The organism is Streptomyces sp. NPDC053673, assembly GCF_055585225.1.
In genome coordinates this window covers 43,483-57,278 of record NZ_JBVJKN010000008.1, presented here as the reverse complement: position 1 = coordinate 57,278, position 13,796 = coordinate 43,483, and the positions used below count along the sequence as shown (strand labels likewise).

General features: G+C 71.2%; 9 protein-coding genes. 6 read left to right on the top strand and 3 right to left on the bottom strand.

Annotated elements, in window-relative coordinates; translation table 11 throughout:
* Window positions 1–33: 33 nt before the first annotated feature.
* The 4 genes from ACZ6ZQ_RS14245 to ACZ6ZQ_RS14230 all read left to right on the top strand — a co-directional run bounded on the left by ACZ6ZQ_RS14245 (window position 34) and on the right by ACZ6ZQ_RS14230 (window position 6,656).
* On the top strand, window positions 34–2,430 hold the full coding sequence (locus ACZ6ZQ_RS14245) for an MMPL family transporter (RefSeq protein ID WP_469768987.1): 2,397 nt from the start codon (window positions 34–36) through the stop codon (window positions 2,428–2,430).
* Between the two features lie 114 nt (window positions 2,431–2,544).
* Window positions 2,545–3,111 (top strand): GNAT family N-acetyltransferase, encoded by a 567-nt coding sequence (locus tag ACZ6ZQ_RS14240; protein WP_469768820.1) that lies wholly within the window; start codon window positions 2,545–2,547, stop codon window positions 3,109–3,111.
* Window positions 3,112–3,386: 275 nt separating this feature from the next.
* Entirely contained in the window at window positions 3,387–3,569 is a 183-nt protein-coding gene (locus tag ACZ6ZQ_RS14235; RefSeq protein WP_469768819.1) for a hypothetical protein, read from the top strand.
* A 60-nt stretch (window positions 3,570–3,629) separates the two neighbouring features.
* Entirely contained in the window at window positions 3,630–6,656 is a 3,027-nt protein-coding gene (locus ACZ6ZQ_RS14230; protein WP_469768986.1) for a helix-turn-helix transcriptional regulator, read from the top strand.
* Window positions 6,657–6,702: 46 nt separating this feature from the next.
* Here the strand turns inward: ACZ6ZQ_RS14230 and ACZ6ZQ_RS14225 are convergent, their stop codons facing one another.
* From ACZ6ZQ_RS14225 to ACZ6ZQ_RS14215, 3 genes are all read right to left on the bottom strand, one after another.
* Window positions 6,703–6,879 (bottom strand): DUF6191 domain-containing protein, encoded by a 177-nt coding sequence (locus ACZ6ZQ_RS14225; protein WP_453660913.1) that lies wholly within the window; start codon window positions 6,877–6,879, stop codon window positions 6,703–6,705.
* Between the two features lie 14 nt (window positions 6,880–6,893).
* Window positions 6,894–8,069 carry a PQQ-dependent sugar dehydrogenase gene (locus ACZ6ZQ_RS14220; protein ID WP_469768818.1) on the bottom strand — a complete coding sequence of 392 codons (1,176 nt, stop codon included), beginning with the start codon at window positions 8,067–8,069 and terminating at the stop codon, window positions 6,894–6,896.
* A 396-nt stretch (window positions 8,070–8,465) separates the two neighbouring features.
* Window positions 8,466–9,464 (bottom strand): aldo/keto reductase, encoded by a 999-nt coding sequence (locus ACZ6ZQ_RS14215; RefSeq protein WP_469768817.1) that lies wholly within the window; start codon window positions 9,462–9,464, stop codon window positions 8,466–8,468.
* Window positions 9,465–9,539: 75 nt separating this feature from the next.
* On the opposite strand from ACZ6ZQ_RS14215, the gene ACZ6ZQ_RS14210 reads away from it, so the two are divergent.
* Window positions 9,540–10,490: a 2-hydroxyacid dehydrogenase gene (locus ACZ6ZQ_RS14210; protein ID WP_469768816.1), complete on the top strand. Its 951-nt coding sequence runs from the start codon at window positions 9,540–9,542 to the stop codon at window positions 10,488–10,490.
* 389 nt (window positions 10,491–10,879) lie between these two features.
* Complete coding sequence (locus ACZ6ZQ_RS14205) at window positions 10,880–13,732, top strand: putative bifunctional diguanylate cyclase/phosphodiesterase (RefSeq protein ID WP_469768815.1); 2,853 nt, start codon at window positions 10,880–10,882, stop codon at window positions 13,730–13,732.
* Window positions 13,733–13,796 lie beyond the last annotated feature (64 nt).

The window sequence follows — 13,796 nt, the reverse complement described above, 5'->3', positions numbered from 1 at the left end:
CGGTGGTGTATCAAGCACCGCCTTGTCGCCGTCATGCTCTGGCTCCTCGCTCTCGGCGGTGTCTCGGCCGCGGCAGGCTTCGCGGGCACCGCGTACTCCACCGACTACGACGTTCCCGGCACGGAATCGGGCCGAGCCACCGAACTCCTCCAGGACGGGTTCCACGGCCAGGGCGGCGCCGGAGAGACGATCGTCTGGCACAGCGAGCACGGCAGCGTACGGGCGGCCGCCGTCAAGCAGCGCACGACCGCGATGCTCAAGAAGGTCGCGCGCCTGGACGGCGTCGCCTCAGTAACGGGGCCGTACGACACCTCCTCGAAGCCCCCCGCCGCACAGGTGCCCAAGCCCTCGGGCAAGAACGCGTCCAAGGCCAAGGCCAAGGCCAAGGCCAAGGCCAAGGCCGAGGCCGAGGCGAAGGACGAACCCGGGACCGAGGCGAAGGCCAGGGACGCAGCCAAGGCCAAGGCCAAAGCCACAGCCAAGGCCGGCAACGGCAAGGACGACGACAGCGCCGCCCCGGGCGGCAACGGCGGAGTCTCCGTCCCGGACGGCGCCGCACAGATCAGCGAGGACGGCCACACCGCCTACGCCACGGTCGTCTTCGACGCGAAGGCCGAGGACATCACCGAAGCGCAGGCACAGGCCGTCGTCGACACGGCCCGGGCGGCCGCCGGCGACGGGCTCCAGGTCGAACTCGGCGGCAGCGCCACCGCCCTGACCGAGGCGCCCTCCTCACACATCGCCGAGATCGTCGGCGTGGCCGTCGCCGCGGTCGTCCTCTTCCTCGCCTTCGGCTCGCTCGCCGCCAGCCTGCTGCCCATCGCCACCGCGCTCGTCAGCGTCGGCGCCGCGTACTCGGGCATCGTGCTGCTCGGCCACGCCATGGACGTCGCCGACTTCGCGCCCATGCTCGGTCTGCTGATCGGACTCGGCGTCGGGATCGACTACGCCCTGTTCATCGTCACCCGGCACCGCAAGGGGCTCAGACGGGGACTGGCCGTCGCCGAGGCCGCCGAGACCGCCGTGGCGACCACCGGGCGCGCCGTCGTCTTCGCCGGCCTCACCGTGTGCATCGCCCTGCTCGGCATGCTGACCCTGCGACTCTCCTTCCTCAACGGAGTGGCGATCGCCGCCTGTCTCACGGTCCTCCTCACCGTCGCCGCCTCCGTGACTCTGCTGCCCGCGCTGCTGTCCTTCATCGGAATGCGGGCACTCGGCCGCCCCGAGCGCCGCAGGCTCGCCAGGCGCGGTCCCCGGCCCGAGCTCCCGACCGGTTGGGCCGCCCGCTGGTCCGTCTTCGTCGAACGCCGCCCGAAGCTGCTCGGGGCTGTCGCCGCGGTGGTGATGGCCGTGCTGGCGCTGCCGACGCTCTCGCTCCACCTCGGCACGTCCGACCAGGGCAACAACCCGGCGTCCAGCACCACCCGAAAGGCGTACGACCTGATCGCCGAGGGCTTCGGCCCCGGCGCCAACGGCCCTCTCACTCTGGTCGCCGAACTCGACGGCGCCGACGACCGGCGGGCACTGCAGAAGCTGCCCCGCACCCTGAGGGACACCAAGGGCGTCGCCTCCGTCAGCCCCGTGACCTACAACCGCAGCGCCGACACCGCCGTGCTCACCGTCGTGCCGGAGTCCTCGCCACAGTCCAAGGAGACCAGCGAACTCGTCGACCGCCTCCGCGACACCGTCCTGCCCACCGCCGTGAGCGGCACCTCGCTGCACGTCCACGTCGGAGGTGTGACCGCGAGCTACGACGACTTCGCCGCGGTGATCGTCGGCAAGCTGCCGCTCTTCGTCGGCGTCGTCATCGCGCTCGGCTGTCTGCTTCTCCTGCTCGCCTTCCGCTCCCTCGGCATCCCGCTCAAGGCCGCCCTGATGAACGTGGCGGCCGTCGCCTCCGCCTTCGGCGTCGTCGTCGCGATCTTCCAGTGGGGCTGGGGGAGTGAACTGCTCGGACTCGGCAGCGCGGGACCGATCGAGCCCTTCCTGCCCGTCATCATGGTCTCGGTGCTCTTCGGACTCTCCATGGACTACCAGGTCTTCCTGGTCAGCCGGATGTACGAGGAGTGGCTGGCGACCGGGGACAACCGGCGCGCCGTCCGGATCGGCCTCGCCGAGACGAGTCGCGTGATCAACTCCGCGGCGGTCATCATGATCTCCGTCTTCCTCGCGTTCGTCCTCAGCGGCGACCGTGTCATCGCGATGTTCGGCATCGGACTCGCCGCGGCCGTCGCGCTGGACGCCTTCGTCCTCCGTACGCTCCTGGTGCCCGCGCTCATGCACTTGCTGGGCGCCGCCAACTGGTGGCTGCCGCGCCGACTGGACCGGTGGCTGCCACGGATCAGCATCGAAACTCCCGTGAGCCGAACCCGCACACATGCGAAGATCCCGGAGCAGCGTGTGAGCGAGGACAGCCCGCTCGCGCGGTAGCGGGAGACACCGAGAAGTCGAGCGACACGAACAAGTCGAGCGACACGAACAAGTCGAGCGACACGAACAAGTCCAGAGACACCGAGAAGTCCAGAGAGACCGTGAAGGAGCGGGATGTTCGCGATATCCCTGGGGGACGGCGCCGAGCTCCGGCCCATCGAGCCCTGGCAGGCCGAGGAGTTCCTCGACCACATCGACCGGGCGCGGGAGTACGCGGGTCCCTGGGTGCCCATGACGGTCAATGTGAAGGACGTCGATTCCGCCCGCACCTTGCTCCAGAGCTACGCCGACAAGCAGGCGGCCGACACCGGCCGGCTGTACGTGATCCGGCTGGACGGCACCATCGTCGGCGGTGTGCTCTTCCGGGTCTTCGACACCGAGACAGAGTCGTGCGAGGTCGGCGTCTGGCTGGAGCCGTCCGCCGCCGGTCGCGGACTGATCACCCGGGCCGTCGAGCACCTCATCGACTGGGCCGTGGACGAGCGCGGCATGCACCGCGTCGAATGGCTCGCCTCGTCCCTCAACCACCGCTCCATCGGTGTGGCGAAGCGGCTCGGCATGACCCGCGACGGCGTCCTGCGCGAGCTCTTCCCGTGGCAGGGCATCCGCCATGACATGGAGGTCTGGTCCGTGCTGGCCCCGGAGTGGCGCGAACGGCGCGCGGCCGGCAGCCGTTCCTGAGCCTGGCCCCACCCTTCCCGGGACACCCTTTCCGGGACCGCCGTCCCCTGGACCGCCGTTTCTGAGACCGCCGTTCCTGAGACCGGTGTTCCTGAGCCCTGATCGGGGTGCCTTAGAGGGGGATCGGCGGACCTGGGCCGACGTCTAAGGACCCCGGGCCGAGAAGATGCGGCACTCTCCCGATGTGGCCGCACCCCCTGGGGGACGAGAGTTGAGACATCGCGGAAGCGAAGGCTCGAACGAGTCGCCAACACCTCGTCACCAGGGAGAACCCCGTGTTCGCGTACGAACTCCAGAAGATTCAGCACGCCGAGATGATCCGCCGGGCCGACAACGAGCGGCTGGCCCGGCGGTTGCGCGTCGCCCGCCGTGCCGCCCGCCCCGCCGGCACCCCGTCCGCCAAGGACGAACCGGAGGGGCAGGTGAGTGGCCACGGCCGGTTCGCCCGGGCTGCATGACGGGGCCGGGCCATGACGGTCGTGCCAATACCCAGTGCCGCCGGCCCGGACGGCTGTGCGATGCTCGGCGGCGTGGAGACCCGGTCCGTCAGCCCCGTCTTCGTCGGCCGCACCGGCGAACTGAACACCCTTGCACACGCGCTCTCCCGCGCCACCGCGGGAGAGCCACAGGCGTTGCTCGTCGGCGGCGAGGCCGGAGTGGGCAAGACCCGTCTCATGGAGGAGTTCCACGACGAGGCCTGCCGCAGGGGCGCCGTCTCCGCCATCGGCGGCTGTGTCGAGATCGGTGCCGACGGGCTGCCGTTCGCCCCGTTCTCCACCGCGCTGCGCAGCCTGCGGCGGCGGCTGCCCGAGGAGTTCGCAGCGGCGGCGGCCGGGCAGGAGGAGGAACTGGCCCGACTGCTGCCCGAGTTGGTCCAGACCGCGCGCAGCCGGCAGGGCCGGCCCGATGAGGAGAGCGTCGCCCGGCTCTTCGAACTCACCGTCCGCCTCCTGGAACGCCTGGCCGCCGACCGCACGGTCGTCGTCGTCCTGGAGGACCTTCACTGGGCCGACGCCTCCACCCGCCACCTCCTCGCCTACCTCCTGCGCACCCTGCGCCGCGGCCGCCTCGTCGTCGTCGCCACCTACCGTGCCGACGACATCCACCGCCGCCACCCGCTGCGGCCCCTCCTCGCCGAACTCGACCGGCTGCGGACCCTCCAGCGCGTCGAGCTGCCCCGCTTGAGTCGCGACGAGGTCGCCCGCCAGATGGCCGGAATCCTCGCCACGGAACCCGCCCCGGCCCTCGTCGACGACATCTTCGAACGCTCCGACGGCAACGCCTTCTTCGTCGAGGAACTCGCCGTCGCCGCCCACGAGGGGGGCTGCTGCACCGGTCTCACCGACTCGCTCCGGGATCTCCTGCTCGTCCGTGTCGAAGGACTGCCCGACCACGCCCAGCGGGTCGCCAGGATCGTCGCCGAGGGTGGGTCCACCGTCGAGTACGACCTGCTCGCCGCCGTCGCCGGGCTCCCCGAGGACGAACTCATCGAGGCCCTGCGGTCCGCCGTGGGCGCCAACATCCTCACCCCCACCCCGGACGGCGACGGCTACCGCTTCCGCCACTCCCTGGTCCGCGAGGCCGTCAGCGACGATCTGCTGCCCGGCGAACGCTCCCGGCTCAACCGCCGCTACGCCGAAGCCCTGGAGGCCGGTCCCGCGCTCGTCCGCGCCGACGAACGCGCCGCCCGCCTCGCCAGCTACTGGTACCACGCCCACGACGCCGCGAAGGCCCTCCCCGCCGTGCTGGACGCCGCCGTCGAGGCCCGTCGCCGGCACGCCTACTCCGAGCAACTCCGGCTGCTGGAACGGGCGATGGAGCTGTGGGACGACGCCCCCGAGGACGTACGGGCCGAGCTGCGCCCCGCAGACTACGCCGAGGTCTACCCTCCGTGCGGCTGCGACCCGGCCACCACCCCGCTGCACTATCTCGACCTCATGGCCGAGGCTGCCGTCGCAGGCCGTCTCTGCGGCGAACGGGAACGCGCCCTGAAGATCACCAAGCGGGCGCTGCGGATCCTGGACGAGGAGAACGACGCCCTGCGCTCCGCCTGGTTCTGGGTCCAGCGCTCTCGCCTGACGCAGAGCCAGGGCCGCGGCGACGGCTGGAAGGAACTCGCCACCGCGCAGGAGCTCGTGCGCGGACTGCCTCCGTCCGAGGTCCACGCCGACGTGCTCGCCAGCGTCGCCGCCTGGTCCATGCTGCACAACCCCGGGCCCGACGCGCTGGCCGCGGCCGAACGCGCCGTCACGTACGCGCAGATGGTCGGCGCCCCCGACATCGAGATGCACGCGCGGCTCACCCTCGGAGGCCTGATGGTCGACGCGGGCGACGTCGAGGCCGGACTCGCCGAGATGTACACGGTCAAGGACCGGGTGACCGACATGGGCATCCCCGCCGCTGTGGGCCGCAGCCATGTGAACCTCCCCTCCGTCCTGGAAGGCGTCGGTCGCTCCGCCGAGGCCGTGTCCGTTCTCGAGAAAGGGCTCGAGCTGTCCAGGAAGTACGGACTGCTGGACTCCGAAGCCTGGCTGTGGGGCAACCTGTCCGAGTCGCTGTACGCCCTCGGCCGCTGGGACGAGGCGGCCGAGGCCGCCGCCCAGGCCCAGCGCATCGGACAGAGCGCCAGGCCGCGCGGCGCCGGAGCCTCCCGGCACGCCTATCTCGCCCTCGCCCGGGGCGAGATGGCCGAGGCCGCCAGACAGCTCGCCGCCGCGCACGACTACTACGGCACCCACGACCCCATTCCGCAGCAGTCAATACCCTTGGCCCGTATCGCCGTCGGCGTCGCCGCGGGCGAGGGCCGTATCGCTGACGCCCGTGCAGAACTCGACCGCGCCGTGGCCCCCGGCTTTCCGCCGGGCACCCAGCGCTATGCCTGGCCGCTGCTGCTCGCCGCGGCCACCGCGGAGGCCGACGTCCGCGGTCTGCCCGCCGCCGAGGCCGGGCGTGCCGAGGCGCTCTCCCGCATCCGCCACGGCGCCAAGGCACTCCCCACCTCCGCACCGGTCTGGAACGCCTACGAGGAGTGGGTACGGGCGGAACTGCGCCGCGCCGAGGGTCAGGACACCCGGGACACCTGGGCCGCTGTGCTGGCCGCCTTCGCCTCCGTGGAGCGCCCTTACGACGTGGCCCGGGTCCGCCATCGCACGGCCGAGTCGCTGCTGGCGGCCGGGGAACGCGAACCTGCGGTCGACCTCCTGCGCCAGGCCCACCGGACCGCCGAGGCCCTCGGAGCCCGCCCGCTCGCCCAGGCCGTCGCCCAGCTCGCCCAGCGAGCCCGTGTCGGCCTCACCACCCCCGAGCCCGCGCCCGAACCCGTCCCCGCCCCCGCCGAGGACCTTGGACTGACCCCGCGGGAGCAGGACGTCCTGCGCCTGGTCGCCGCCGGCCGCACCAACCGCCAGATCGCCGAGGAGCTCTACATCTCACCCAAGACCGCGAGCGTCCACGTCTCCAACATCCTGGCGAAGCTCGGCGTCGCAGGCCGCGGCGAGGCCGCCGCGCTGGCCCACCGTCTCCAGCTCTTCCCGGCGACCGCCTGACCACCCCCTGCCCCTGCGGGCGCCCGCAGGGGCAGGTGCTGACGCCTCAGGCCTGCGGGTCCTCGCGAGGCGTGCGTATGACGACCTTCCCGGAAGACAGGTCTATCTCGCCGTGCGCCGGATCGCCGTCGCCGACGTCCACCCGCGTCAGCTGCAGCCGGTTCCTCTCGTCCTCGGTGTGCTTGCGGCCGGGCGCGAAGAGCTCCTCGATCAGATTGAACACAAGCCGCTCACCTCTCACTTCACCTCCAGCCGCAGGATCCTGTCGTCCCCCGGCTCAGGTGTGCCTCTGGTGTCCGTCTCGCTGGTGACCAGCCAGACGGCCGAGCCGCCGCCCGCCCCGCCGACCGGCAGGACCGTACGCAGCCTGCCGTACTGTCCTTCGAGGAACGCCTGGGGATCCGCGGAAGGTTCCGCACCGGCCAGCGGAATCCGCCACAGGCGCTCGCCCCTCAGGCCCGCCATCCATATCGAGCCCTTGGCGTAGGCGATCCCGCTCGGAGACGCCTCGTCCGTCCGCCACTGAGCCACCGGGTCCACAAAGCCGGGCCTGCCGCCCTTGCCCTCCACCTCGGGCCAGCCGTAGTTCTTGCCGGGTTCGATGAGATTCAGCTCGTCCCAGGTGTGCTGCCCGAACTCGGCGGCCCACAGCCGCTTTTCGGAGTCCCAGGCGAGGCCCTGCACATTGCGGTGGCCGTACGAATAGACCACGGAATCCGCCGACGGATTCCCGTGCACAGGCTCCCCGTCCGGGGTCATCCGGAGGATCTTGCCGCCCAAGGATTCCTTGTCCTGCGCCAGTCCCGTGTCGCCCGTTTCGCCCGTGCCCGCGTAGAGCATCTTGTCCGGGCCGAAGGCGATCCGTCCGCCGTTGTGGATACGGCCCTTGGGGATGCCCCGCAGGACGGTGTCGGGAGCGCCGAGCTGCTGCCCGGCCGGCTTCTTCTCGTCGTACAGCATGCGGGCGATGCGGTTGTCCGACTCGGTCGTGAAGTACGCATACACCAGGTGGTCCGAGGCGAACGACGGGGAGACGGCGAGGCCCATCAGGCCCCCCTCACCGGCCGGGGCGACGCCCGGCACCGCGCCTATCTCCGTCTTCTTGCCGCTGTCGGCGGCGACGCGCGTGATCGTGCCCTCGTCGCGCGACGAGACCAGCAGGTCGCCGTCGGGCAGGGCGGCCAGGCCCCAGGGAGACTTCAGGTCCTGGGTCAGCGTGGCCGTCACCTTCACCGAGCCCTTCGCCGGCGGCGCGGCCGGGGAGGTACCGCTGCCCGGGGCTGAGGGGCTGACCTGGCCCGAGGGGGCGCCTTGGCGCCCGTCCGCCCGCTCCTGTCCGCCGCCGGACGAGCACCCGGCGACGAACAGCAGCGCGGCAGCGGCCAGCACGGCCGTTACACCTGGACGTTGCACGATTCATGTCCCTTCGCCGGGTGAGCGGGTCGCGTGAGCCGTACGAGCCGCACGTCTACAGTTCTTACACCGCAGCCCCGCTCCAGGTTCCCGATCTCCGCAGATGATTTCGCGGGCAGACCGGTCCCGGGATCCCGGACACGCTCCGGACAGGCCCTAGGCCGTGTTTCAGAACTAGCGCCGTCCGCCCGTAGGGCGGGGCTCGCGGCGTCCGGTGCGTGCAATCGCAAGGCGGTGGGGACACCTCCCAGGCGCAGCTCTGGGGGAGATCATCCTCGTACTGGACGTACTTGGATGACTCCGACAACGCAGCGTGGGGGCACCTCCCGTGCCCGAAGGGCTACGGGGGAGTGCGTGCCAGGCGTCGCGAGCCAGGCGGGAGTTCTCAAACACGGCCTAGTCCCAGGATCCCCTGGCCGGCGGCAGTCCCGCGATCTCGGCGACGTCCCGCACGGTCAGCTCCAGCCGCGCCGCCGCCGCGTTCTCCACGGCCCACCGCTCCCGTTTGGCCCCCGGCACCGGCACGACATGACGTCCGCGCCCCAGTACCCACGCCAGCGCCACCTGCGCCGGAGTCGTACCGGGACCGTGCCGCTCCGCGACCCGCCGCAGTCCCGCGACCACCGGCTGGTTCGCCGCCATCATCTCCGCCGTGAACCGCGGGTGCCTGGCCCGCAGATCATCGGGCTCGAAGCCCTGCCCGGGGGTCAGGGTGCCCGTGAGGAATCCGTTGCCCAGCGGCATCGCCGCCAGGAAACCCACGCCACGCGCTTCGCACCACGGCAGCAGCGCGTCGAGCGACTCGGGCGACCACACCGACAGCTCCGCCTCCACCGCGCTGACCGGAAAGACCTGCTGCACCCGCTCCAGCTGCCGAATCGTTCCGTCGTACACCCCCGCACCCGCTCTGCGCGACGCCCGCGCCCCCACCGCGCAAAGCCCCAGCGCGCGCACCTTTCCCGCGGACACGAGCTCCGCCATCGCGCCCCAGGTCTCCTCCACCGGGACCTCCGGGTCCGCGCGGTGGAGCTGGTACAGGTCGATGACATCGATCCCGAGCCGCCGCAGCGACGCGTCGCACGCCCGCCGCACATAGCCCGGCCGCCCATTGGCGACGATGTGCTGATCGCCGACGAGCAGTCCGACCTTCGTCGAGACGAACGCCTCGCCCCGCCGCTCCTTGAGGACCCTGCCGAGCAGCAGTTCATTGGTGAACGGGCCGTACATGTCGGCCGTGTCGAGCAGATTCACCCCCGTGTCGAGCGCCGCGTGCACTGTGCGCAACGAGCGGTCACCGCGCTGCTGCGAGCTGGTGTACGCCCAGCTCATCGGCATACAGCCGAGGCCGATCGCGCCCACTTCGAGCGCCGCCGCACCGATTGTCCTGCGGTCCACCTGCGCGTACCCCTCCCTGTGCCGCTCCCCAAACTAACCTCTGCCTCCCGCCGCGCTTCGCATAGCCTCCTGACCATGACTTCTGACGTTTGGCTTCCCATTCCGGCAGACGAGATCGAAGGGCTCCCCGCTGCCGCGGAGTCCGGGCTCAGCTACCGCTTCTGGGACGGCGACGAGGACTATCCGGCCGACCCCGCCGACTGCGCCTTCTACGTCGTCCCGTACATGAAGGGCACGGGGGTCGCGGTACGGCCGCTGGCCGCCATGAGGAACGTCCGGGTCGTCCAGACCCTGTCGGCCGGAATCGACCACGTCGAACCCGGGCTCGGCTCGCTGCATGCCGGCGTACGCCTCTGCAACGCCCAGGGAGTTCACGAGGCGAGCACCGCCGAGCTCACCCTCGCCCTGATCCTCGCCTCCCTGCGCGGCATTCCCCGCTTCGTGGAGGGCCAGCGTCAGGAGGAGTGGAGGTCAGGCTTCTATCCGGCGCTCGCCGACAAGTCCGTGCTCATCGTCGGGTACGGCTCGATCGGCGCCGCCATCGAGGACCGGCTCGTGCCGTTTGAATGTGCGCGGGTGGCGCGCGTCGCGCGCTCCGCACGTACCACTGAGCGCGGCGAAGTGCACGCACTCACCGAACTCCCGGCGCTGCTCGCCGAATCCGATGTGGTGATCCTCTCCACCCCGCTCACACCGGCCACCCACCATCTCGCCAACGCCGATTTCCTGGCCCGGATGAAGGACGGCGCCCTGCTGGTGAACGTCGCGCGCGGACCGGTCGTCGACACTAAAGCGCTGCTCACGGAGGTCGAGAGCGGCCGGATCACCGCAGCCCTCGACGTCACCGACCCCGAGCCGCTGCCCGTCGGCCACCCGCTCTGGCACGCCCAGGGCGTCCTGATCAGTCCTCACGTCGGCGGCTCCACTTCGGCCTTCCTGCCCCGCGCCAAGCGCCTGCTGGCCGGACAGCTCACCCGGTACGTGGCAGGAGAGCCGCTGCGAAACGTGGTCCTCACGACCGAGTAGACGCCACACTGGAGCGCGCCGGGCACTCTGCGGAGTCGTCCGGATGCATCGTGTGTCGATGATCCCCCTCTCGGTCACTGTGAGTAGAGAACCTATGTCCCTGAGTGACGAGACTGGTGTATCGTCCCGACTTGGGGGCTGCGTCGTGTACGAGAGCGGCGTGGCGGAGCGATCAGACTTCGAGGGGGGCGACGGGCGATGCACGGCCAATGGACCAACGATCCGACGCGGCGGGAGCGCCGCCGACGACCCTCGCGCGCTCCGATGCCCGGACCCGCGGCCCCGGCGAGACCGGGCACAGCGCCCGGCCCTCGCGGGCGGAGCCCGGGGAGCCCGCACAGCCGGCCCCGCAGGCGGAGTCGGCTGAAAGCGCTGTCAGGAGCGGTCCGGTGAGCGCCCTGGGAGCGCTCCTCGCGCCCCGGTCGGTCCAGGACGGCGCCGGGACGGGGATGATGCCGAAGGTCCTGCTCGGTCTCGCCAGCGGCGGTTATGCCGTCGGTGCCGCCTTCGGCTGGGGATCCGAGCAACTGGCGCTGATCATGGGTGATTTCGGGCTCAGTCTCGCCGCCCTGCTCGCAGCGGTCTCCTGCTTCGTCTACGCACGTGCGCGCGGCAACCGCTTCCGGCCCGCCTGGATGCTCTTCGCGGTCTCGTCCGCCATGGCGGCGTGCGGAAACGCGGTCTGGGGCTGGTACGAGGTGGTGCTCGGCCAGGCCGTGCCGAGCCCGTGCCTCGCCGATCTGTTCTTCCTCTGCTTCGCGCCGCCGGCCATCGTGGGGCTGCTCGTCCTGGCCAAGCGGCCCGTCACCCGGGCCGGCTGGGTCTGCCTCGCCCTCGACGCCTGGCTGATCGGCGGCTCCCTGCTCACGCTCTCCTGGAGCCTCGCCCTCGCGCACACCGCGCACTTCGAGGGCGAGAGCGTGGCCGAGGCGGCACTGTCCCTCGCCTATCCGCTGCTTGACATCGTTCTCGTCAGCATGGTGCTCGCCCTGCACTTCCGGCGGTCGAACCTGAACCGGTCGGCGATCAACACCGCCATCGCCGCGCTCGCCCTGACCGTGCTGTGCGACGCCCTGTTCACCTCACCGCTGCTGCGGGACAACTACCACTCCGGGCAGCTGCTGGACGCCGGATGGTTCGCCGGCTCGCTCCTCCTCGCGTACGCGCCCTGGGGAGTGCGCCGACTGGAGGCGAGCGCCGGGCATCCCCGCGGATCCCGGCCCGCGGTCCGCCCCATTGCCGGCTCCCTCGCCGCCCTCACTCCGTATCTGGCGGCAGCCGTCTGCACGCTCGGCATCCTCTACAACGTCATCGAGGACCGCCGGGTCGACCGGGTGGTGGTCTTCACCGGCTGCATGGTCGTCCTCGCCCTGGTCGTCAGGCAGGGCATCATGCTGCTCGACAACATCGCCCTCACTCATGAACTGGCCCAGAAGGAGAACCACTTCCGATCCCTGGTTCAGGGCTCCAGTGACGTCATCATGATCGCCGCGCCCACAGGCATACTCCGCTACGTCAGCCCGGCCGCCGCCGGTGTGTACGGCCGCGACGCGGACGAGCTCATCGGCTCCGAGCTGGCATCCCTCATCCACCCCGAGGATCTGGGGCGCGTTGTCCACGAAGTGCGCCGGTTTCTGGCCGCTCCTCCTTCGGAGGAGCCCACGACCCGCATCGAGTGCCGTTTCAGATCCGGTACCGGCCAGTGGCTCAATGTCGAGTCCACGGTCAACCGCCACCAGGGCGGGCTGATCTTCAACAGCAGGGATGTCACCGAGCGGGTGCGCCTCCAGGCCCAGCTGCAGCACAACGCCGAGCACGACCCGCTCACCGACCTGCCCAACCGTGCACTGTTCACCGAGCGGGTACGCCAGGCCCTCGGCGGCCGCCGCGCCGGCGACCAGGGCACGGCCGTGCTCTTCATCGACCTGGACGGCTTCAAGGGGGTGAACGACCGCCTCGGTCACCAGGCCGGCGACGAGCTGCTGATCCAGGCCGCCCGCCGTCTCCAGGAGTCCGTACGCGCGGGTGACACCGCGGCCCGGCTGGGCGGTGACGAATTCGCCGCCCTCATCCTCGGCGACGGCTCCCGCGATCAGTCCGCCCGCGAGTTCACGGTGCACGACATCGCCGACCGGCTGCGGCTCATGCTCTCCCAGCCGTACCGGGTGGGGGGCAACGAGGTGCGGGTCGCCGCGTCCATCGGCGTCGCCTTCGCCGAGTCCGGCATCACTGCGGGCGAGCTGCTGCGCAACGCCGACCTGGCCATGTACCGGGCCAAGGCGGGCGGCAAGAACCGGGTCGAGCTGTACGCACCCCAGATGCAGGCAGAGGTCGTCCGTCGCAGCGAGCTGGCCGGCCGGCTGCGCGCCGCGCTCCACGACGGTGAGTTCGCGCTGCTCCACCAGCCCGTCGTCGGCCTCGACGACGGCCGTATCAGCGCCGTCGCCGCGCAGGCCCGCTGGAGATCGGCCCAGGGCATCCTCTTCACGCCCGCCGAATTCCTGCGGGTCGCCGAGGACAGCGACCGCACCGCCGAGCTCGGCCGCTGGCTGCTGGAGGAGGCCGTCGAGCAGGCCGCGGAGCGCAGCCGACTCGGACACCAGGTGCCCGTGTCCATCCGGCTCCCCGCCCGTCGGCTGCTGGACCGGTCCGTGCCGCTCGGCTCCATCGAGGGGCTCCTCACCCGCCATGGGCTGCCCTCCGGTTCCCTGGTGATCGAGCTCGCCGACAGCGACCCGCGGATCTCCTTCGACGAGCTGGAGCAGCGCCTCGTCGCGCTGCGGCGACTCGGAGTACGGATCGCCCTGGACGGCTTCGGCAGCGGCTACGCCGCGATCAACGCACTGCGCCGGCTCCCCGTCGACGTACTGAAACTCGACCGCGGCCTGGTCGAGGGCGTCGTCGAGTCGGCCAGACTGCACAAGATCACCAGCGGGCTGCTCCGTATCGCCTGCGACCTCGGCATGCACTCCGTGGCGGACGGTGTGGACGTGCCCGAGCAGGTGCTGGCTCTGCGCGCCATGGGCTGCACCCACGGCCAGGGGATGGCGTTCTCGGGACCGATCGACGAGTACCGGCTGCGCCGTGCCCTGGTGCGTGGCGAGTATCCGGTGCCCGGCGGAGCCGCGCTGCCGGTCCTCTCCGGCCGTTCCCTGCCCGGGCGGCGCCAGGCGGCCCCACCGGAGGTGTTCGGGCATCCCTCGATGCGCTCAAATAATGAGACGCCTGTCCCACCCACTTGACAGTGGTAGTGCGCCGGGGAGAGGGTCAGTGCCATGCGCACCCGAATTCTCGTACTTGGAAAGC